18 protein-coding genes are annotated in these 19,291 nt (G+C 72.8%); 4 read left to right on the top strand and 14 right to left on the bottom strand.

What is annotated here, in order from left to right; translation table 11 throughout:
- Positions 1–198: 198 nt before the first annotated feature.
- From BMY89_RS22955 to BMY89_RS22930, 6 genes are all read right to left on the bottom strand, one after another.
- Entirely contained in the window at positions 199–1,758 is a 1,560-nt protein-coding gene (locus tag BMY89_RS22955; RefSeq protein ID WP_232521500.1) for a hypothetical protein, read from the bottom strand.
- 10 nt (positions 1,759–1,768) lie between these two features.
- The gene (locus BMY89_RS22950) at positions 1,769–2,878 is read right to left on the bottom strand and encodes a hypothetical protein (protein ID WP_092382128.1); all 1,110 of its coding nucleotides are present in this window, start codon (positions 2,876–2,878) and stop codon (positions 1,769–1,771) included.
- 112 nt (positions 2,879–2,990) lie between these two features.
- A complete protein-coding gene (locus tag BMY89_RS22945) occupies positions 2,991–3,848 on the bottom strand; it encodes an SRPBCC family protein (RefSeq protein WP_092382127.1) in 858 nt (285 codons plus the stop codon).
- Positions 3,841–4,398 carry a winged helix-turn-helix domain-containing protein gene (locus BMY89_RS22940; protein WP_092382126.1) on the bottom strand — a complete coding sequence of 186 codons (558 nt, stop codon included), beginning with the start codon at positions 4,396–4,398 and terminating at the stop codon, positions 3,841–3,843. Before BMY89_RS22940 ends, BMY89_RS22945 begins: the two co-directional genes overlap by 8 nt.
- A gap of 92 nt (positions 4,399–4,490) precedes the next feature.
- The gene (locus tag BMY89_RS22935; RefSeq protein ID WP_092382125.1) at positions 4,491–5,831 is read right to left on the bottom strand and encodes a class I SAM-dependent methyltransferase; all 1,341 of its coding nucleotides are present in this window, start codon (positions 5,829–5,831) and stop codon (positions 4,491–4,493) included.
- Positions 5,828–7,207, bottom strand: a complete 1,380-nt coding sequence (locus BMY89_RS22930) for an FAD-binding oxidoreductase (protein WP_092382124.1) — start codon at positions 7,205–7,207, stop codon at positions 5,828–5,830. The genes BMY89_RS22935 and BMY89_RS22930 overlap by 4 nt, the downstream gene beginning before the upstream one ends.
- A 90-nt stretch (positions 7,208–7,297) precedes the next feature.
- On the opposite strand from BMY89_RS22930, the gene BMY89_RS22925 reads away from it, so the two are divergent.
- Positions 7,298–7,993, top strand: coding sequence for an RICIN domain-containing protein (locus BMY89_RS22925; RefSeq protein ID WP_092382254.1), 696 nt, complete (start codon positions 7,298–7,300; stop codon positions 7,991–7,993).
- A gap of 45 nt (positions 7,994–8,038) precedes the next feature.
- Here BMY89_RS22925 and BMY89_RS22920 read toward each other — a convergent pair whose 3' ends face one another.
- Positions 8,039–8,623, bottom strand: a complete 585-nt coding sequence (locus tag BMY89_RS22920) for a TetR/AcrR family transcriptional regulator (RefSeq protein ID WP_092382123.1) — start codon at positions 8,621–8,623, stop codon at positions 8,039–8,041.
- 35 nt (positions 8,624–8,658) lie between these two features.
- Between BMY89_RS22920 and BMY89_RS22915 the strand changes: the two genes are divergently transcribed.
- Positions 8,659–9,525 carry a hypothetical protein gene (locus tag BMY89_RS22915; protein ID WP_092382122.1) on the top strand — a complete coding sequence of 289 codons (867 nt, stop codon included), beginning with the start codon at positions 8,659–8,661 and terminating at the stop codon, positions 9,523–9,525.
- 18 nt (positions 9,526–9,543) lie between these two features.
- On the opposite strand, the gene BMY89_RS22910 is transcribed toward BMY89_RS22915, so the two are convergent.
- Together BMY89_RS22910 and BMY89_RS22905 are read right to left on the bottom strand one after the other, a co-directional pair.
- Positions 9,544–11,496, bottom strand: coding sequence for a vWA domain-containing protein (locus tag BMY89_RS22910; protein WP_092382121.1), 1,953 nt, complete (start codon positions 11,494–11,496; stop codon positions 9,544–9,546).
- 2 nt (positions 11,497–11,498) lie between these two features.
- On the bottom strand, positions 11,499–12,992 hold the full coding sequence (locus BMY89_RS22905) for a magnesium chelatase ATPase subunit I (RefSeq protein ID WP_092382120.1): 1,494 nt from the start codon (positions 12,990–12,992) through the stop codon (positions 11,499–11,501).
- Positions 12,993–13,088: 96 nt separating this feature from the next.
- Here BMY89_RS22905 and BMY89_RS22900 point away from each other — a divergent pair, with 96 nt between their 5' ends.
- Positions 13,089–13,550, top strand: coding sequence for a GNAT family N-acetyltransferase (locus BMY89_RS22900; RefSeq protein WP_092382119.1), 462 nt, complete (start codon positions 13,089–13,091; stop codon positions 13,548–13,550).
- A gap of 88 nt (positions 13,551–13,638) precedes the next feature.
- Here the strand turns inward: BMY89_RS22900 and BMY89_RS22895 are convergent, their stop codons facing one another.
- The 5 genes from BMY89_RS22895 to BMY89_RS22875 form a co-directional block, all read right to left on the bottom strand.
- Positions 13,639–14,709, bottom strand: a complete 1,071-nt coding sequence (locus tag BMY89_RS22895) for a hypothetical protein (RefSeq protein WP_092382118.1) — start codon at positions 14,707–14,709, stop codon at positions 13,639–13,641.
- 76 nt (positions 14,710–14,785) lie between these two features.
- Positions 14,786–15,436 (bottom strand): response regulator transcription factor, encoded by a 651-nt coding sequence (locus BMY89_RS22890; protein ID WP_092382117.1) that lies wholly within the window; start codon positions 15,434–15,436, stop codon positions 14,786–14,788.
- A complete protein-coding gene (locus tag BMY89_RS22885) occupies positions 15,433–16,680 on the bottom strand; it encodes a sensor histidine kinase (RefSeq protein ID WP_092382116.1) in 1,248 nt (415 codons plus the stop codon). Before BMY89_RS22885 ends, BMY89_RS22890 begins: the two co-directional genes overlap by 4 nt.
- 62 nt (positions 16,681–16,742) lie before the next feature.
- Complete coding sequence (locus BMY89_RS22880) at positions 16,743–17,711, bottom strand: aldo/keto reductase (RefSeq protein ID WP_092382115.1); 969 nt, start codon at positions 17,709–17,711, stop codon at positions 16,743–16,745.
- Positions 17,712–17,790: 79 nt separating this feature from the next.
- Positions 17,791–18,063, bottom strand: a complete 273-nt coding sequence (locus BMY89_RS22875; protein ID WP_139217997.1) for a hypothetical protein — start codon at positions 18,061–18,063, stop codon at positions 17,791–17,793.
- A 229-nt stretch (positions 18,064–18,292) separates the two neighbouring features.
- Between BMY89_RS22875 and mgrA the strand changes: the two genes are divergently transcribed.
- Positions 18,293–19,288, top strand: a complete 996-nt coding sequence (gene mgrA, locus BMY89_RS22870) for an L-glyceraldehyde 3-phosphate reductase (RefSeq protein WP_092382113.1) — start codon at positions 18,293–18,295, stop codon at positions 19,286–19,288.
- Positions 19,289–19,291: the final 3 nt, after the last annotated feature.

The following is a 19,291-nucleotide window of genomic DNA, read 5'->3' as shown; positions in this document are numbered from 1 at the left end:
GGCGGCGAGGACCGGCCCTGGTAAACCCCGAAAGCCTAGCCACGCGTGCAACCGCCCCGCCAGATCCGGCAGTATGCAAGTCCACACCCTGACGGCCGTACCGTCCATCCGCATCCGTCTGCGGCACCGTCTCCCGGACACCACCCGCCGGAGTGGACTCCGGCCACGATGCGTGACGAGTGGCAGGTTGAGGTGGGCTCAGGCCCATTCCTCGTCGGGTTCAGGCTCAGGCTTCAGCTCAGCAGCAACCCTGAGGGCACCGCCAGCCGCACCGTCGGTGGCGCTGTCGGCCGCCGGGCCCGCGGCAGGGGGGCCGCCGTGCGTCCACGGGGTCTCCTCCACTGCTGGGAACGCCCCGCCGGGCACGTATGCCTCGCTCAGCGTGGTGTAGCAGAGCCGTTGCCCCACCTCCGGCACGCTGCCCGGGGTGGCCGTCAGGCCGCGCCCCATTCCGCCGGACAGCTCCAGCACCACCTCGACCTTGCCGTCGGCCGCCGGGGTCACGAAGACCACCCGCGCCTTCTGCCCGGGTCGGGTCGGGCTGGACATGCTCGCGCCGACCGGCACCAGCACCGGTTCGGTGGTCACCAACTGGATCCGCGGGCGCAGCACCGGCCGTCGGCCGCTGTCGTCCACCCGGGTCGGGTCGGCCAGGACCACCTCGCCGACGAACGCCTCCCCGGTCAGCCGGTGCTCCGCCATCACCAGCGGATCGTCGTAGGCGCGCTGCACCGCGTAGGTCTCCGCCGCCCGCTCCAGGCGGTGCAGCCGGGCGGCGGCGGCGACCGCGCCGTCGCGGCGCGGCTGGGGCGCGCCGCCGTCGGCAAGGTGGTCCGCGTATGCGGTGAAGGCGTCCCGGTCGCCGTCCCACCGCCCGGACACCCGGGCCCCCGGCTCCAGCGCCCGCAGCAGTCCCAGGCCGCGCCACATCAGCTCCCAGGTGGGCGTCAGCTGGTCCCGCAGCAGCCCTTCCAGCTGCGCGTACGCCTCGACGCGCGCCGTCTCGTCATCGGCGGCGGCGTACGCCTCGATGGCCGGGGCCAGCAGCTGGTTGTCGAACTCGGGGTCGGTGGCCGGCCCGGCCGGCGGGCAGACCGAAGGGTCCTCGGCCCGGGCCGCCGCCTCGGCGCCGGAGAGCCCGGCCGGCGGGGCGATCCAGCTCAGCAGCGCCGGCAGGTGCAGGTCCTCCACCGCGCTCTGGCCGGTCGCCCAGTGCAGCGTCAACGCCTGCGTCATCGCCACCAGCGCCGACGAGCCGGGGTGCTCGGCCCGTTCGGCGAAGAAGGTCAGCCAGCGGCCCAGCAGCGGCACCTGCGGCGGCACCGGATATTCGCCGTCGATCCGGCGGAAGCGGGTGGAGCGGCCGAGCAGCCGCAGGAACGTCACCCCGGCGGGGTTCGGCACCAGCAGCTGCGGCGCGTCGAGGTAGCGGTACCGCACGTCCCGGCCCCGGTCGACGGAGACCGCCTCGGTGCCGGTGCGGTGCGCGTCCACGTACGGCAGCAGGGTGGCGGCCAGCTCGGTGGCGAAGGCGAACCGCTGGTCCCGGTTGCGGGGCTGCGGCACGATCAGCAGTCGACCATCGCCGGGTGCCGACCCGACCATCGCGGCGAGGGGGGCGTTCGCCTCGCCGGCCATCGACAGCGGTATCAGCACCAGGGGCCGCCTCGACAGGTGCAGATGCCGGACGGTGGCCACCGGCTGGGCGGCCCCGGCGGCAAGGGCCTGCGCCGCCGCAAACGCCCGCAGCGTACTCATTTCTGCTCGCTCATGCCGTCGCCGTGAGGGCGTCGGCGCGTAGGCGGGCGGCGGCGCGCAGCAGGGCGGCGGCCTCCTCCTGCTCCGGGTCGGCGGCGCGTTGCCCACCGGCGAGCGCCAGGACCTCGTCGAGGTCGGCGATCCCGCCGAGCGCCTCGCGGACCGGGCGTCCGAGGGCGCCGGTCTGTCCGCGCGCCTCGTGCCGGCAGAAGTACGCCAGCTCGCAGCTGGCCAGGCACTCGGGGGCGTATCGGGCCGGCACCTGGGCCAGCGAGCCGGCCAGGGTCTCCGGGTCGGCAGCGGGGTCGGCGGTGAAGTCCGCCGGCACGTCGGTGAGCAGCGTGTCGAGCCGGTCCATCCGGTCCAGTTGCCGGCGCACCACCAGCAACTGCTTGCGGACGTCGAGCAGGTGCGCCACCGGCTGGTTGGTGAAGTCGCGCGGGCAGACCAGCACCACCTCGGGCGACACCAGTTGGGGATCAACGCTCTGTGCGGCGAGCAGTTCCCGCAGGGCCAGCACGTAGACGGCGGACTGCACCGCCGCGGCGGCCAGCTTCGCCGGATCGGCCTGCCCGTCGATCACCGGGAACGACTTGATCTCCACGACGTGGAACCGGCCGGCCAGCCGCGCGGCCACCAGGTCCGGCTCCAGGTGCACCCGCTGGCCGGCGACCTCCAACCCGAGCATCGGGTGGTCGAACAGCGCCGCCGGCTCGTCGTGGTCGGTGGGGGCGGGTGGCAGGGCCTCGGTCAGCAGGGCGGCCGAGCGTCGTGCCCGGCCGGCCGGATCGTCGCCGTCGCCGAGGTCCGTCCAGCTCGCCGCCGCCGGCACCGGTACACCCAACCGCTCGGCGACCAGCCGCAGCAGCTCGACACCGCCGTCGGCCTTCACCTGCGCCTCGAACACGTTGCCCCGGGTGATGGCGAACCGGGACTGCCCGAACCGGGCCGGGAAGCCGACCCGCTCGGCCAGCAGCGGCTTGTCCACTCCCGCGCCGTCGAGGACCGCCCGGCGGGTGCAGCCCGGGTTGCCGGTCAGTGCCGCGATGGTGCGGGCGTTGTGCCGTTGCGGGGGCACCGCACCCCGGATCGTGGCCAGTCGCTGCTCGCTGCTCGTCACGACACGCCACGATAGCCGCGTCAGCGGCCCGGCACCCGCGTCAACACCCTCGCCCTGCGGGGCCCGGCCGAGATCATCGGGTGATCAGGGTCGGGCCCCCGCCCGGGTGGACTCAACCAGCCGTGGTGGCCATCTCCTCCGGCAGCCAGATCGGCTGCCAGTCCGGTACCTCGTGGAAGCGCCGCAGCTCGGCCAGCCCGGAGACCGTGCCGGACCAGGCCGCGTAGGGCGGGTTCTGCTCGTCGAAGCCGCTCTGCACGAAGGTCAGCTTCGTCCGTCCCTCGGACTCGGCCAGCTCCCAGCTGGTGACGCCGGGCGGTCCCCAGTCGACGGACATCCGCCGGCCGGGCTCAAGGTCGACCACCTTGGCCGCATAGCCGCTGTCGAAGCCACCCATGGCGTACCGGCCACCGACCCAGGGCTCGATCCCGATGGGGTAGCCGAACCAGGCGCTGGCCTGCTCGGAGTCGGTGAGCGACTGCCACACCTTGTCGGCCGGCGCGGCGATCACCATCTCGCCCCGGAAGTCGGTGGCGGTGAAGTCGGTCTTCGGCAGCAGCGGCTTGCCGGCCAGGTGGGCTTCGAGGTTGGCGATCGCCAGGGCCCAGTAGGTCTGGAGGACGCCCCGGATGCTGGTGCCGTTGACCACGTCCGCGAAGTCGAAGTGGGTCTGCGACAGGGTCAGCACGGTGGCGTCCGGTCCGTCCGGGCGCAGGGTGATCTCGGTGGTGGTCTCCACGCCGTCGAGCAGCCAGCCCAGGCGCAGCCGGTTGTCGTCGGCGTGCAGCAGCCGTTGGTGTGGGGCGTCGCCCTCCGGCGTGTAGCGGCCCCAGAACTCGTACCGCTCGGGCAGGTCGACCTCGGCGTGCTCGGCCAGCCAGACGCGTAGCTCGGCCGGGTCGGTCAGCGCCTGGCGGACCCGCGCGACGGGCGCGGCGAATCGGGCGGCCAGGATCATCGGGTCAGTCATTGTCGGTCCCTTTCGGGTAGCAGGCCACGGCGAGCTTGAAGGCGTCACCTTCGGCGCCGCCGTAGCGGGAGAACAGGTCCTGCAGCGCGGACTGCAGGTCGTGCAGGAACTCCTGCCGACGCTCGGCGGGCACCCGGATCTCACCGGCGACGCCGATCGAGGGCAGCTCCGGCGCGGTGCGGTCCAGGGCGGCGACGTCTGCCTGGACCTCCTCCATCAGGTCCAGCAGGTAGCCCAGGCTCAGCTCGTCGCGGGCCCGGCGCAGTCCGATCCGCCCCACCAGGCGGGGCGAGAGCCAGTACGACCGGGCGGCCGCCTGGTAGATGCCCTCGGTGATGCCGCGGACCTTGCGCTGGTCGACCTGCTCGACCAGCCCGGCCGCGACGAGTTGCTTGACGTGGTAGTAGACGCGCTGCGGCGTCTGCTCCAGCCGGGCGGCCACCGCGGTGCAGGTGCGTGGCTCGGCCAGCTGCCGCAGGATCTCGACGCGCTGCGGCTTCAGCAGCACCTCGGCCTGCTCGATCTGTTCCAGGTACAGGACATCCTTCATGGCAAAACAAGTTTGTACGTAAAAAACTTGCTTGTCAATCGGGTCGACGAAGGCCGCGCCGGAAAATCCGGCGCGGCCTTCGTCGACTCAGCTCAGGGCAGCCAGTCCGGACGTAGCGGATAGCCGCTCACCGCGTCCGGCCCGTTGCGCGTCGCCAGCACCTGATGCAGCTGGATGCCGTTGCGCTCGAACGCCAGCCGCGACCCGGCCATGTAGAGACCCCACACCCGGGCCGTGGCCGTACCCACCTCGGAGACGCAGAAGTCCCAGTGCCGCACGAGGTTGCGGCACCAGGCGGCCAGGGTCAGCGCGTAGTGCTGGCGCAGGTTCTCCTCGTGGTGCACCTCCAGCCCCGCGTCGTGGATCTCCCCGATCACCCGGCCCGGCCCGGCCAACTCCCCGTCCGGGAAGACGTACCGGTCGATGAACGCGCCCGACCGGTGCGGCGCCCGGTTGTCCGCCCGGGTGATGCAGTGGTTCAGCAGCCGTCCCTCCGGACGCAGCCGGTCCCGCAGGAACCCGAAGTAGCTCGGGTAGTTGCGCACCCCGACGTGCTCGGTCAACCCGATCGAGGAGACCACGTCGAACTGCTCGCGCGGTGCGTCGCGGTAGTCCAGGTGCCGCACCTCGGCCAGTTCGGACAGCCCCTCCCGCTCGATCGCCGCCTGCGCCCACTGCGCCTGCGCCCGGGACAACGTCACCCCGAGCGCCTTGACGCCGTACTCGCGGGCGGCGTGCCGGACCATGCCGCCCCAGCCGCAGCCCACATCCAACAGCCGCATCCCCGGCCGCAGCGCGAGCTTGCCGGCCACCAGGTCGTACTTGGTCGCCTGCGCCTGCTCCAGGGTGTCGTCCGGGCTGCGGAACACCGCGCAGGTGTACGTCATCGACGGGCCGAGCACCTTCTCGTAGAAGGCGTTCGACACGTCGTAGTGGTGCAGGATGGCGCTGCTGTCGCGGCTTCGCGAGTGCCGCAGGCCGCCCAGGATCCGCTTCCAGCGCGGCAGCGCCTCCTGCGGCGGCGCCGGTGGCGGCACCAGCCGCTCCCAGCCCAGCCCCCGGGCCAGCGCCAGCCCCTCGGTCAACGCCGGCGGCCGTACCCGCACGTCCTTGAGCACCTGCAACGCCTCGTACGGGTCGCCCGGGTGCACGCCCTCCAAATCCAGGTCCCCGCTGACGTAGGCCCGCGCCATGCCCAGGTCGCCCGGGGCGGTGAGCAGGTACGACAAACCCCGCTCGGATCGGATCGACAGGGTTATCCCGGCGTCGGCCGGGCCGATGGCGCTGCCGTCGTACCCGCGCACGCGTACCGGCAGCGGGCCTGCGGTCAACGCTCGGACGATGTCCGCCACAGTCGGGCCACTCCGCCGGCCCCCCGGGGGCGGCGTGGCGGGAGCGCCGGCCGCCCCCTGGCTTCGGTCGGTAAGGCTCATGCTCGTGCAACCGCCTTTTCGTACAGTCCGGTCAGCCGATGCGCCGGGTCGTACCGGTCCCGGACGGCACGCCACGTGTCGCCGCCGTAGAGCCGGTCGAAGGAATCCCGGTCGTAGTACGCGTCGGAGTAGAGCGACTTGTGCCCGCCCGCCTCCGACACCGCGCGCTCGATCTCCCGGTTGACGTCACCGTCGGTGGCGCCCTCGGCGATCGGCACGCTCCCCCAGAACCCGATGTTGACGTAGTCCTGCCCCGGCCGCATCGGGTACAGCGGCCAGGACCGGGCCGATCCGGCGCCCGCCGGCTCACGCAGCCGCAGCGGGCACAACCACACCGGCGTCATCCCCACCCGCCGGGCGAACCAGTGCAGGAACTCGGCGGTGCGCTCCAGCGGGACCTCCACGTCCTGCACGACCCGCTCCCGGGCCGGCTGGCCCCGCCACCGGTCGATCCGGCCGGCCACCTGGTGCCGGTGCTCCAGGCGGACGATGCGGTGGTAGACGTCGCTGCGCCGCCACCGCGCCGGCCACAACCGACGCACCACGGGATGCTGCGCGCCGAACGCGGCGGAGCACCAGAACCAGTCGGTGTCCCAGCGCCACAGGTAGTCGTGGGTGCTCAGCGCGTCGTCCTGCCGCCGACGCAGCGAGCGGTAGTAGATGTCCTGGCCGGTGTAGTCGGAGACCGCCGGCACGTCGTCGGTGAAGCTCGCCAGCACGAGGTACGCCTCGTCGGTGCTGAACATCACCCCGTCCATCGCGTCGACGCTCACGCCGGCCCAGGAGCCGGTGGCGGTGATCTCGGCGATCGCGTCGGTCAGCTCGGTCAGGTTGCCGAACCGCAGGTTGCGCAGCGCCACGTATCGGCGGACCGGTTGCAGCTCGATGCGCAGCCGGGTGGCGTAACCGAGGCTGCCCAGCGAGTTGGGGAAGGCCGCGTAAAGGTCGGCGTGCTCACCCTCCGGCCGGACGGTGACCACTTCCCCGGCGCCGGTGAGCACGTCCATCTCGGTCACCGACTCGTGCGGCAGGCCGTTGCGGAACGAGGTCGACTCGATGCCCAGCCCGGTCACCGCCCCGCCCAGGGTGATGGTGCGCAACTGCGGCACCACCAGCGGCATCAGGCCGTGCGCGAGGGTCGCGTCGACCAGCCGTTCGTAGGTGCACATGCCCTGCACGTCGGCGGTGCGGGCGACCGGATCGACGCCCAGCACACCGCTGAGCCCGCTGACGTCGAGCCCTGTGGTGGGGGCGTTGCGGGGGCGGAACAGGTTGGAGGTGCGCTTGGCCAGCCGCACCGGCTGACCAGGTGGCACCGCAGCGTACGACCGTCGCAGCTGGGCCACCGCCAGGTCATGATCACGCACGGCGTGCATGGGATCACTGTACGCGTCACGGCAGTCCGTGTGGGGATGTCCGCCGGGGGTGGCTGGCTGGTGCCGGCCGTTGTGGGACAGGATGCCGGCATGTCGGAAACCGATGGATCGGGCACCGTCTACGGCACCCGTCGGGCCGGGCCGCGCCACGACCCGCTGCTGATCGCGGCGCTGGCGGTCGGGCTGGTCGGCGTACTGGCCGGGGTGTTGTTCGCCGCCGGGGTGCTCGGTGGCGGCGAACCGGCACCGGCACCGACGGTGGCCGCGCCCAGCCCGCCACCGGCGCAGCCGAGCCCGACCGGGAGCGAGCCGGAGCCGAGCACCACATCAGCCGAGCCGAGCCCCTCGCCCTCCCCCAGCGCCGACCCGGACGCGATCGCCGGACCGAAGGTGTTCCGTGGCGTCGGCTCGGGCCGCTGCCTCGGCCTCGACGGCGACGGCGAGCGGGCCGTCGCCAAGTTGGCCGAGTGCAGCGGCGGACCGGAGCAGCAGTGGGTGGTCACCGCCTTCGGCCCGGAGACGGTGACGCTGACCAACGCCGCGCACAACCAGTGCCTCGACGTCGAGGGTGGCAGCGGCGACGACGGTGCCCGGTTGCAGCAGTTCGGCTGCCACGGCGAGGGCAACCAGCAGTGGCGGCTCCAGCCGGTCGACGGCGCGACCCTGGTGGTGGCCGCGCACAGCGGCAAGTGCGCACAGGTCCGCGACGGTGGCGCCGACGCCGGCACCGACATCGTCCAGGCGCCCTGCGACGGCAACCCGGCCCAGCGCTGGGCCTTGCAGTGAGTCAGCCGACCGCCCCGTCGGCTCCGGGCCGGCTCCCGGGTGTGCTCACGGTCGACGAGTCGGGTCGGCGAGCTGCCGGAGGTGCGCGCGGATCACGGAGCGGGCCCCGGCGGGGTCCTCGCCGTGCAGGACCGTGTGCAGGATGAGTCCGTCGACCAGGGCGTAGAGGCGGCGCGCCTCCAGCCCCTGGTCCGCACCCGGACCGGCGACCCGGGCCACCATTGACCTGAAGGCGTGCCACAGCAGCCCGTGCATCTCCTCCCGGAGGGCTCCGAGCTGCGGATCCACCACCGACTGAGCCGAGAAGGAGAGCCAGACCTGGCACTCGGCCAGCCTGTCCTCGTCGAGCGGCAGCATCTCCTCGATCATGCGGCCGGCGACCTCCTGCGGGTCGCCGGTGACCCCGACCGCCTCGACCCGGGCCTGGATCCGCTCGGCGACCAGCCGCATGGCGAAGAGCGTCAACTCGGACTGGGAGCCGAACGAATGGCGCAACGAGCCGGTCGACAAACCAGCCTCCAGCGCCACGTTCCGCACCGAGGCGTGGGCCAGGCCGCCGCGGCGCACCACCCGCCAGACGGCCTCGGCCAGCTCCACCCGACGGGCAGCGGCATCCACGACTTTGGGCATGGACCTTTATAACACGACCGTGTTAAATAATCTTTATGACACACTCGTATCAAATAGATCTGGGGCTGATCGGCGTCAGCGCCGCCGTCGAGGTCGTCGTCCTGGCGGCGATCGTCTGGCTGCTCACCCGAAGATCCGCTCCGGCGATCGCGGACCGCGCACCGGCCCATCCGGTCGCCCGCTTCGAGACGCTGGCCCTGCTGCTCTACGGGCTGCTGGCACAGTTGCTGGGCGTGGCGCTCGGGCACGCCCTCGGCTGGCACCCGATCAGCTTCCACCTGGCCGGGACCCTGGTCGGCACCGAGGACCACATCGGTGTGGCGGAGACGATCGGCTGGGCCACGTACAACTTCACCGCCTTCGCCGTCGCGCCCTTCCTCTGGTTCCGCCGCCGCTACAGCTCCACGCAGCTCTGCCTGCGCTCGACGAACCGTCGCCGCGACACCCTGATCGTCGTGATCATCCTGGCGGCCGGAAGCCTCACCCAGCTCCTCGGTCTCAGCGCCGCGATCCTCGCTCTCGACGGCCGCCAGCTGGCGCTGGGCGTACCGCTGACCTTTGTGCTGTACCTCCTGGGCACCGGCCTACCGACCCTGGTCTTCGTCCAGGCCATCCTGGTGCCGAGACTCGTCCGGCTGGTCGGCACCCCCGGCGCCGTCATCCTGGGTGGACTCACCTACGCCGCCCTGCATCTCGGCGACGCCTGGGTTCGCTTCACCAGCCTGGGCGAGGCCGTCACCTCGATCGGACTGGTCCTGCTCGTCTACACCATGCCCGGCGCGTTCAAGACGTTCCTCACGACACGGACCGGGAATGCCTGGGTCCACCTGTGGGCGTATCACGCCATCGCACCCCACACCCTTATCGACACGCCATTGATCGTGCGGATCTTCCGCCTCTAGCGCATCGGTCGGCGGAGCCTAGCGGCGACCCCGGCGGGCCCGCAGGTAGTCGCTGACCACGTACTCGCCGAGGTCGTCGGCGTCCGGTGTGAAGACCCGGCCACCACTGCGGCGGGCCACCGCGTCGACGAAGCGGCGTAGCCCGGGGTCGTCACCGAGCATGAAGAGGTTCAGGGTCGCCCCGTACCGGCCGAGCCGGTCCACCTCCCGGATCGTCGCCTGCACCGTCTCCGGCAGCGACGGCCAGTGGAACACCGCCTCGCCGTCGTCCGGGTCGAGATGGGCGGTCGGTTCCCCGTCGGTCACCACCAGCACCACCGGCTCGGCGTCCGGGTGGCGACGCAGGTGCCGTCCGGCCAGCCGCAACGCGTGCTGCAGGTTGGTGCCCTGCGTCATGTCCGGCTCGACCCCGGCCAACTCCTGTTGGGTCAGCGTGGCCGCCCGCCGACCGAACCCGATGATCTGCAACGCGTCCTGCGGGAACCGGGTCGCCATCAGGTGGGCCAGGGCCAGCCCGGTCTGCTTCATCGGCCCCCACCGCCCCTGCGAGATCATCGAGTACGACAGGTCGACGCAGAGCGCGACCGCCGCCGACGCCCGCCGCTCGGTCTCGACGACCTCGAAGTCCTCCACAGCCAGCTGCACCGGCACTCCCGGGCCGGCCCGGGAGACCGCCCGGGTCAACGTCCGCACCACGTCCAGCGGCTGCTCGTCGCCGTACTCCCAGGGCCGGGAGGCGCCGCTGACCTCGCCGGCCGCCCCGGCCGAACGCAGGTCGTGTCGACCTCGCGGGCCGGCGGTCAGCTCGGCGAAGACCTGCCGCAGCGCGGTGCCGCCGAGCCGGCGCAACGCCTTCGGGCTCAACGTGAGGCCCTCGGTGTCGCGGGTCACCCAGCCCTGTCGACGCAGCTCACGCTCCAGCTCCCGGAGCCGGCGTACGTCGTCGGCGGCGTCGCGGCCCAGCGTCCGGGCGACCGCGTCGACGTCGATGTCGTCCAGGGTCGCCCCCGGATGCGCCTGGCCCAACTGGTCGAGCAGGTCGTCCAGCTCGGCGACCTCGTCGAGCGCCCCGGTCGCCTCGCCGTAACCGAGCGGCTGGCCGCCCTGCATCCGCTCGCCCCGCCCCCAGGGCAGCTCGGGCCGCAGCGCCCGCAGGTTGCCCTCCAGCGCGGCCAGTTCACCGGCGAGCCGGTCGCCGAGCGACTCGCGCATCAGGCCGGCCAACTCTTCGCGCTGCCGTTCCGACAGCGAGTTCAGCAGCCGCTGCCCGGCCGCCGACCGCCGGGCGAGCAGGTCGATCAGCTCATCGACGTCACGCGGCCGTTCCGGGAAGAACTCGCCGTGCCGGCGCATGAACTCGGCGAACGCGTCGGTGGTGTCCTCCGTGCGGGCGTGCCGGGCCAGCAGGGCGTTCAGGTCCCGCATCATCTCGGCCACCCGCTCCTGCACCGCCGGGTCGGCCGTCAGCCGCGCCGAGTCGCGCAGTCCGGCGAAGCGCTGGCCGAGCACGTCCTCCCGCAGCCCGCCGAGGATCCGCTGGTAGGTCTGCCGGGCCTCGTCGCTGGCCCACTGGTAGCCGGAGAGCTCCCGCACCGCCTGTGCCGTGGAGCGGGGCAGGTTTCCCAGCACCGTCTCGGCGAACCGGGCCGCCTCGTCCTGGCGGCCGGCCAGCTCGTCCCGCTCCGCGGCCAGCGCCTGGTCGAGCAGAGCGCGGGCCCGGGTCACCGCGCCGTCCAGGTCGCCTCGACGCAGCGCCTCCCGCCGCAGCCGGCGGGCGCGGGCGGTCAGCCCGTCCAGCCCGCCCCGCCCCTGTGGGCCCCGACGCAGCAGATCCCGCAGCGCGTCGCGCAGGCTGCCGCCGGTCAACACCTCCGCGCCGACCTGATCGACGGCGGCCTGCACGTCGTACGGCGGGGCCAGCGGGTCGGGGCCGCCGCGCCACTGCCCGTACCGGAACCGGTTGCCGGCCATGCTCAGTCCCGGCCGCCGTAGCGGGTGCGACCCGAATCGGTCACGTCCTTGCCCAGCCGGCGGTTCAGGTGCAGTCCCTCCAGCACGAACTCGACGGCCGCCGCCGCCTGCCCGGGGCTGGGCGCGTCGCCGATGCCGAGCCGGTCGAGCACCTTGGCCAAGCCGGGTACGGTCCCCACCTGGCGCAGCAGCTCGGCGGCCGGCACCAGCTCGCCGGTCTCGATCGCCTTGCCGTCGTCGACCAGCGCGGTGAAGCCGGACAGGTCCAACCCCGCCAGCCGGGCCCGGAACGTCTCGGCGGTCGCGGTGCGCAGCAGGTGACCGAGGATCTCGATCTCCCGGCCCTCCTCGCCGCTCTCGAACTCCACCTTGCCGCGCAGCGTGGAGGTCACGGACACGGCGTCGCCCACCCGCGCTACCGGGGTAAGGAAGGGCACCTTGTTAACGCCTGCGGTAGAGGAGGGGGCCCCTGTTAACACCTCGTCGCGGTCGCGCGACGCGGCGAGCAGGCCGGCCCGGCGCAGCGCGGCGGCGGCGACCGTCTCGGCGGCGGCGATGGCGAACCGGGCGGAGACACCCGAGCGCGGGTCCACCGACGGCGACTCGCGCACCGCGCGGGCGAACCGGGCGAGCACCTCCAGCACATGCTCCGGAACCTCGGCGACCAGGTCGGCCTCCTGCCGGATCAGCTCCAGCTCAAGCTCCAGGTCGGTCGGATAGTGGGTACGGATCTCGGCGCCGAACCGGTCCTTGAGCGGGGTGATGATCCGCCCCCGGTTCGTGTAGTCCTCCGGGTTGGCGCTGGCCACCAGGAGCAGGTCCAGCGGCAGCCGCAGCTGGTAGCCACGGACCTGGATGTCCCGCTCCTCCAGCACGTTGAGCAACGCCACCTGGATCCGCTCGGCCAGATCCGGCAGCTCGTTGACCGCGAAGATGCCCCGGTTGGTACGCGGCACCAGCCCGAAGTGGATCGTCTCGGGGTCGCCGAGGGTGCGCCCCTGGGCAAGCCGGATCGGGTCGACGTCGCCGATCAGGTCGCCGACGCTGGTGTCCGGGGTGGCCAGCTTCTCGCCGTACCGCATCGAGCGGTGCAGCCAACCGATGGGCAGGTCGTCGCCGGCCTCGGCGACCAGCGCCAGTGCTGCCGGGGTGACCGGGTGCAGCGGGTGCTCGTTGAGCACCGAGCCGGGAATCACCGGGGTCCATTCGTCCAGCAACGTCACCAGCGACCGGATCAGCCGGGTCTTGCCCTGGCCCCGCTCGCCGAGCAGCACCATGTCGTGCCCGGCGAGCAGCGCCCGCTCCACCTCGGGCAGCACGGTGTCGTCGTAGCCGACGATGCCGGTGAACCGTGGCCGGCCGTCGCGCAGGCGGGCCAGCAGGTTGTCGCGCAGCTCCTGCTTGACGGTGCGGTACGGGTGGCCGGCCGCGCGCAGCGCGCCGAGCGTGCCCGGCAGGTCGGCCGGCGGCACCGGAGTTACCGGGGATGCAGTCACCCGCCCAACGCTAGCGCGCCACCGCAGCTTTCAAAGACCGTCGCAGAACGCCGGGTACGGTATCGCGTGTTCCGGGACACGGGGGAAGGAAGTGCCATGGTCTCCATCGACCACGAGCCGTGGGAGTCGACCGACGCCGCGCGGCTACGCGCCGCGCAGCGGACCGAACTCGACGCCCGCTACGGCTCCGACGACCACGAGCCGGGAGCACCACCCACCGCCGAGACCGTGAGCGTCTTCCTGGTCGCCCGCGACCCCGACGGCACCGCTGTGGGCTGCGGCGGCCTGCGGTTCCTCGCGCCCGGCCGCGCCGAGATCAAACGGATGTACGTCACCCCGCCGGCCCGGGGCACCGGTGTGGCGGTCGCCATCCTGCACGCCCTAGAGGGCGAGGCCCGCACCGCCGGCGTACGCACCCTGGTACTGGAGACCGGCACCGCCCAGCCCGACGCGATGCGCTTCTACGAGCGCGAGGGTTACCGGCGCATCGACAACTTCGGCCCCTACCTGGGCGAACCGCTCTCCGTCTGCTACGCCCGCGACCTGCCGGAAACCTGAGGGCGGGGCGGCCGGCCCGATCCGAGGCCACCCGCCCGCGATGCTGGTCGGCCGGCCCGACCCCCGTGCGGGCCGGCCGACCAGCGGCTCACCCTCGGCCGCAGTGACCGCACACACCTCGGCGGCGCAGGTGGTACGCGTACGTTGCCGCGCCGAGCGCCAGCCCCCAGAGCGGGAAGAACAGCATCGGAGCGGTGGTCATGCTCAGCTCGCCGGTCAACGCCCAGAACTGCGGGTTGCTCAGGAATCCCAGGCTTGCCGCGGTGACCGCAAGCGCCACCAGGCCCGCCGGCACCACGGCCAGCCGCACCGGCACCGGCCGCCCGGCCAGCCCCACCATCCAGCGCGGGAACCGCTCGCCCCAGCGCTGCACCAGACCGAGGGTGAGGACCGCACCGACCAGCGCGAACGCGCCCAGCGCCGCGCCGCCCCAGACGAGGCCGGTGCGCTGCATGTCGGCGAGCATCTCGGTGGAGATGCCGAACGGTACGCCGGCCGCCCAGGCGAACCGCGTCAGGGCGTAGCCGGCGGGGACGGCCGCCGCCAGGTACGCCGCCATGCGGCCCCAGCGGGCCGCGGACGCCGGGCTCGCCCAACCCGCCTCGGTGGCGGCCCGGCCGCACGCCGCGCAGGCATCGGCGGTACGTCGCTGCCAGCGGAGCACCAGCCGGCCGAGCAGCAGCCCGCCGATCATCGCCGCGACCTTCACGGCCAGCGCCCAGGTGAAGACTTGGGCGTAGTCCACGTCCGGCCAGCCGAACGGCGCGCCGAACAGCAGGATCGGGGCGTACCCGAGCATGATCAGCACCCGTGCGTCCGGCACCACGACGGCGAGCACGAAGGCCACCGCCCAACCGAAGCCCAGCAGCGGCACCCGCCAGCGGACCGCAGTCTCGATGGTGGGGTCGCGCATGGTCAGTGCCGCCACCGCCGCCGCGAGCAGCAGCACGGCGAACAGCGGTGGCGCGATCTCCACCGGGACCAGTCGCAGCAGGTTCGTCCCGCCACCGCCCTGGTCGTTGGCGCCGAGCGGATAGCCGGCACCGGTGATCGTGGCGAGCAGGGCGAGGATGGCCCAGAGACCGAGCCACCCGGCGGTGAACAGGCGGAGCCGGTCCGGTCCGGTGGCGGTCGACCGCGATGGGGCTTTCGTCGTCATGTCCTCAGCCTCGACCGGCGCGGGTCGGGAAACCTCCCACCGGACGGGGAACCGGCTCCCCCGGGCGAGGGAGCGGTCAGCCGGCGGGGACCACGAACCCCGACTCGTACGCGGCGATCACCGCCTGGGTGCGGTCCCGCACCCCGAGCTTGGCCAGCACGTTCCCGACGTGCGTCTTCACCGTCTCGACCCCGACCACCAACCGGTCGGCGATCTCCGGATTGGACAGTCCGGCCGCCATCAGTCGCAGCACCTCCGCCTCCCGTTCGGTGAGGCGGGCCGCCCGCAGCCGGTCCGCGTCCCGCCGACCGTACGCCCCGACCAGCCGGCGGATCGCGGCCGGGAACAGCAGCGACTCGCCCCGGGCCACCACCCGTACCGCCTCCACCACCTCGGCCGGGCGGGCCCGCTTCAACAGGAAGCCGCTCGCGCCGGCGCGCAACGCGTCGTAGACGTACTCGTCGTTGGCGAAGGTGGTGATGACCAGCACCCGGGGTGGGTCGGCGGACGCGGCCAGCAGCGACCGGGTGGCCTGGATGCCGTCGATCCCCGGCATCCGCACATCCATCAGCACCACCTGCGGCCGATGCCGGGCGACCAGCGGCGGCACCTCCGCGCCGTCGGCGGCCTCGGCGACCACCCGCAGGTCCGGCTGGGCGTCGACGATCGCCCGCAGCCCGATCCGGATCAGTTCGTCGTCGTCGACGACCAGCACCCCGATGGTCATCCGGCCGCCTCGATCGGCAGCCGCACCCGCACCCGCCACCGGTCCCCGGACGGCCCGGCGGTCATCCCACCGCCGAGCAGCAGCACCCGCTCGCGCATGCCGACCAGCCCTCGCCCACCGGCCGGACCCGCCACGTCGCCGGGCGCCGGCCGGGGAAGGTCGTTGACCAGCTCGATCTCCAACCCGTCGGACGGTACGTCGATCCGCAGCGTCACCGGTCCACGGCCGTGCCGGGCCGCGTTGGTCAGCCCCTCCTGGATGATCCGGTAACCCTCCCGCGAGACCACCGGCGGCAGCGCGTCCAGCACACCGTGCACCTGGCTGTGTACCGGCTGGCCGGTCGCCCGGGTGTCGGCGACCAGTTGGGGCAGGTCGACCAGGGTCCGCTGCGGACCGGCGGCCGAGGGTTCGTCGGTCTCCCGCAGCAGCCCGAGCACGTGGTCTAGGTCGTCCATCGCGCGCCGGCCGGTCTCCTCGATGGCGGACAGTGCCCGGCGGACGAACTCCGGATCACGGTCGAGCACCTCACGGGCGGCACCGGCCTGGAGGGTGGCGACGGTCAGCGCGTGGCCCACCGAGTCATGCAGTTCCCGGGCGAGCCGGTTGCGTTCCGCCAGCCCCGCGGCCCGGACTTCCAGCGCGGCGATCCGCTCGGCAGGCGCCGGCCCGAGCAGGGTCGGTGCCATCGACGCGGCCAGCGCACCCAGCCCGGCGACCGCGTAGCCGAGTCCGATCAGGACGAGTACACCGGCCACGCTCAGCCAGCCGGTGTCCCGCCCGTCGAGGGGGCCGAACCCGTCCTGTTCGGTGATCCCGACGTCGACGCCGGTCTGCGCGAGGATGAACCCCAGCGCCAACGGCACCGCGCTGAACAGGGCGGCCACCACCAGCCCGCCGCTGAGCAGGTGCAGCCCGATCCAGAGCGCGGCGCGCAGCCGGGTCTCCCGATCGAGCCGGCGACCGGGTACCGGCTCGGGCAGGTCGACACCGAGCAGCCCGCGTACCGCCGCGATCTCCAGCGCCCGACTGCCGCGGAGAAAGACCGGCACGACGGCGATCACGGTCGCCGGCACCAGCAGCACGAACACCAGGGGCCAGGGCACCTCGGGACTGCCGAACAACTGCGCGAAGGTCACCGCGAGCACCCCGTACGGCACGGCGAGCACCCCGCCGAGCAGCAGGAACACGCCTCGCTGCCAGGTGGTGCCGGCGATCAGCGGACGCAGCGCCGCACGCGGATTCATCGCACCATGATGCCGCCGGTGCGCCGCCCGACGACTCCCCCACCGAGGGGAGATGAGATGGTTCAGCGACCGGCGCGGGCCTTCAGCATGCGGGGCAGCGCGGCCAGTCCGGTGATCGGTCGGAACGCCCGCGCCGCGTTGACCAGTGCGGCGTACTCGTCCTCGGTCAGGTCGATCTCGGCGGCGGCGGCGTTGCGTTCCAGCTGTTCCACGGTGGACGCGCCGGGGATGGCCACCACGTTCGGGTGGCGCAGCACGTACGCCAGGGCGATCTGGCTCGGCGTGGCATCGTGGGCGGCGGCCACCTGGCGCAGCGTCTCGATCAGCGCGGTGCCGCGTTCCAGGTTCTCCGGCAGGAAGTACGGGTTGGCCCGGCGGACCGTGCCGGTCGGCGGATGGTTCGCATCGTACCGTCCGGAGAGGAACCCCTGGGCCAGTGGGCTGTACGCGATGACCAGCCGACCGGCCTGCTCCGCGTAGGGCAGCAGATCCGCCTCCGGTTTGCGGTCGAGCATGCTGTAGCGGACCTGGTTGCTCAGCACCCGCCGGCCCAACGCGGCCTCGGCCACCTGCCAGCGGCGCAGGCTGTAGTTGCTCACCCCGACCTCGCCGACCAGGCCGACGTCCTGCAACCCACGCATGCCCAGCATGGTCCGGTGGTCGTTGACCACCGGGTTGGGTTGGTGCACCTGGTAGAGGTCGATGCTGGTGACACCGAGCCGGGCCGCCGAGGCGACCGCCCGTTGCTGCACCACGGACGCGACCGGCAACACTGGGAAGATCTTGGTGGCCACGACCACCTTGTCCCGGTCGGCGGCCAGAGCCGCGCCGAGGATCCGTTCGCTGCGGCCGAAGCCGTAGAGCTCGGCAGTGTCGAAGACGGTGACGCCCAACTCGACGGCGCGCCGGACGATCTGGGCCGCCAGCCGTTCGTAGTCAGGGCCGTAACCCCACTCCCGCGAGCCGAACTGCCAGGTACCGAGGCCGATCTTGGACAGGGGTTTCGGGGTGTCGAGCCGCACGTAGCGCATGGCTCCGACCGTACCCGCAGCAGAGCGTGACAGCCGCCGATCCGCCGGGCGCGCCTGCGTGCCGGCGCGGCGACACGGGTCAGTCGGCCGGGGTGTCCGGACGTGCCGGGCGGCTCGCCCGCCTGACCCAACCAAGAAACCGGCCGTACAGCTCGAAGCCGTCCGGGTTGCCGCCGATCCGTTCGAGGTCGGCGGTCGCCTCCCACAGCAGCTCGGCCATCTCGACGGCGAAGGTCCGGCCCTTGCCGACGTACTCGGCGGCCAGGTGCAACCGGGCCACCCCGCAGGGCCAGGGGTGGGCGCATGCCGCGCAGAACCACATCGGCTTGACGGGCGCTGACGACGGCTGCACCGGCTGCCCGCAGTCTCCGGTCCGGCTGTCCGACCGGCCCGTACACCTTCCTCTTCCGATGCTGTCGAGCTGAACCGCTCGTGCTGTCAGGCACCCCCTCGACAGGCGCGGTGGCGAGCCACGGCCACTCGCCCGCCGGGATGCCAGCCGCCGCTCCGCCACGACCTCCTACGACGAGCAGGGTTCGCAGGCTGTCCGGATGTCGCGCGTCCGACCTCGGGCTAGGGTCATGATCGTGACTTACCTCGCCGACGACACGCGCTATGACCAGATGACCTATCGGCGCAGCGGAGCCAGCGGGCTGCGGCTGCCGGCGATCTCGCTCGGCCTGTGGCACAACTTCGGGCCGGACCGCCCCTTCGAGCGTCAGCGGGACATCGTCCGGCGCGCCTTCGACCTCGGCGTCACCCACTTCGACCTGGCCAACAACTACGGGCCACCGCCCGGTGCCGCCGAGGAGAACTTCGGCCGGATGCTCGCCGGCGACCTCAAGCCGTACCGGGACGAGTTGGTGATCTCCAGCAAGGCCGGCTACCTGATGTGGCCCGGCCCGTACGGCGAATGGGGTTCCCGTAAGAACCTTGTTTCCTCGTGCGACCAGTCGCTGCGTCGCCTCGGGCTGGAGTACGTCGACATCTTCTACAGCCACCGGTACGACCCGGACACGCCGCTGGAGGAGACGATGGGCGCCCTGGACGCCATCGTCCGCTCCGGCAAGGCCCTCTACGTCGGCATCTCCAACTACAACTCCGAGCAGACCCAGCGGGCCGCGGCGATCCTGCGCGACCTGGGTACGCCGTTGCTGATCAACCAGCCGGCGTACTCGATGTTCAACCGCTGGACCGAGGAGGACGGCCTGCTCGACACGCTGGAGCGGGTCGGGGCGGGGTGCATCGCGTACAGCCCGCTTGCCCAGGGTCTGCTCACCGACCGCTACCTCGACGGCATCCCGGCCGACTCCCGGGCCCGTACCAGTGTCTTTCTCTCCGAGAACGACGTGAGCGAGCAGCGACTGGCGACGATCCGCGCCCTGGCTGCGGTCGCCGAGCGACGCGGGCAGTCCCTCGCGCAGCTCGCGCTCGCCTGGGCGCTCCGCGACCGCCGAATGACCAGCCTCATCATCGGCGCCAGCAGCGTGTCCCAACTGGAGACGAACGTCGCGGCCGTGCACAACCTCGACCTGACCCCCGAGGAGCTGACCGAGATCGAGTCCCAGCTGACCTGAGGG

The sequence above is a fragment of the Micromonospora phaseoli genome, assembly GCF_900109115.1.
Lineage (GTDB): Bacteria > Actinomycetota > Actinomycetes > Mycobacteriales > Micromonosporaceae > Micromonospora > Micromonospora phaseoli.
Note: the sequence above shows the minus strand (reverse complement) of the source record. Positions and strands in the feature narration are given on the sequence as shown.

What these genes read in the sequence shown, in the direction of transcription:
- BMY89_RS22955 (WP_232521500.1), bottom strand. Translation starts at nt 1,758, where the DNA reads ATGAGTACGCTGCGGGCGTTTGCGGCGGCGCAGGCCCTTGCCGCCGGG.
- BMY89_RS22945 (WP_092382127.1), bottom strand. Translation starts at nt 3,848, where the DNA reads ATGACTGACCCGATGATCCTGGCCGCCCGATTCGCCGCGCCCGTCGCG.
- BMY89_RS22940 (WP_092382126.1), bottom strand. Translation starts at nt 4,398, where the DNA reads ATGAAGGATGTCCTGTACCTGGAACAGATCGAGCAGGCCGAGGTGCTG.
- BMY89_RS22935 (WP_092382125.1), bottom strand. Translation starts at nt 5,831, where the DNA reads ATGAGCCTTACCGACCGAAGCCAGGGGGCGGCCGGCGCTCCCGCCACG.
- BMY89_RS22930 (WP_092382124.1), bottom strand. Translation starts at nt 7,207, where the DNA reads ATGCACGCCGTGCGTGATCATGACCTGGCGGTGGCCCAGCTGCGACGG.
- BMY89_RS22925 (WP_092382254.1), top strand. Translation starts at nt 7,298, where the DNA reads ATGTCGGAAACCGATGGATCGGGCACCGTCTACGGCACCCGTCGGGCC.
- BMY89_RS22920 (WP_092382123.1), bottom strand. Translation starts at nt 8,623, where the DNA reads ATGCCCAAAGTCGTGGATGCCGCTGCCCGTCGGGTGGAGCTGGCCGAG.
- BMY89_RS22915 (WP_092382122.1), top strand. Translation starts at nt 8,659, where the DNA reads ATGACACACTCGTATCAAATAGATCTGGGGCTGATCGGCGTCAGCGCC.
- BMY89_RS22910 (WP_092382121.1), bottom strand. Translation starts at nt 11,496, where the DNA reads ATGGCCGGCAACCGGTTCCGGTACGGGCAGTGGCGCGGCGGCCCCGAC.
- BMY89_RS22900 (WP_092382119.1), top strand. Translation starts at nt 13,089, where the DNA reads ATGGTCTCCATCGACCACGAGCCGTGGGAGTCGACCGACGCCGCGCGG.
- BMY89_RS22895 (WP_092382118.1), bottom strand. Translation starts at nt 14,709, where the DNA reads ATGACGACGAAAGCCCCATCGCGGTCGACCGCCACCGGACCGGACCGG.
- BMY89_RS22890 (WP_092382117.1), bottom strand. Translation starts at nt 15,436, where the DNA reads ATGACCATCGGGGTGCTGGTCGTCGACGACGACGAACTGATCCGGATC.
- BMY89_RS22885 (WP_092382116.1), bottom strand. Translation starts at nt 16,680, where the DNA reads ATGAATCCGCGTGCGGCGCTGCGTCCGCTGATCGCCGGCACCACCTGG.
- BMY89_RS22880 (WP_092382115.1), bottom strand. Translation starts at nt 17,711, where the DNA reads ATGCGCTACGTGCGGCTCGACACCCCGAAACCCCTGTCCAAGATCGGC.
- mgrA (WP_092382113.1), top strand. Translation starts at nt 18,293, where the DNA reads ATGATCGTGACTTACCTCGCCGACGACACGCGCTATGACCAGATGACC.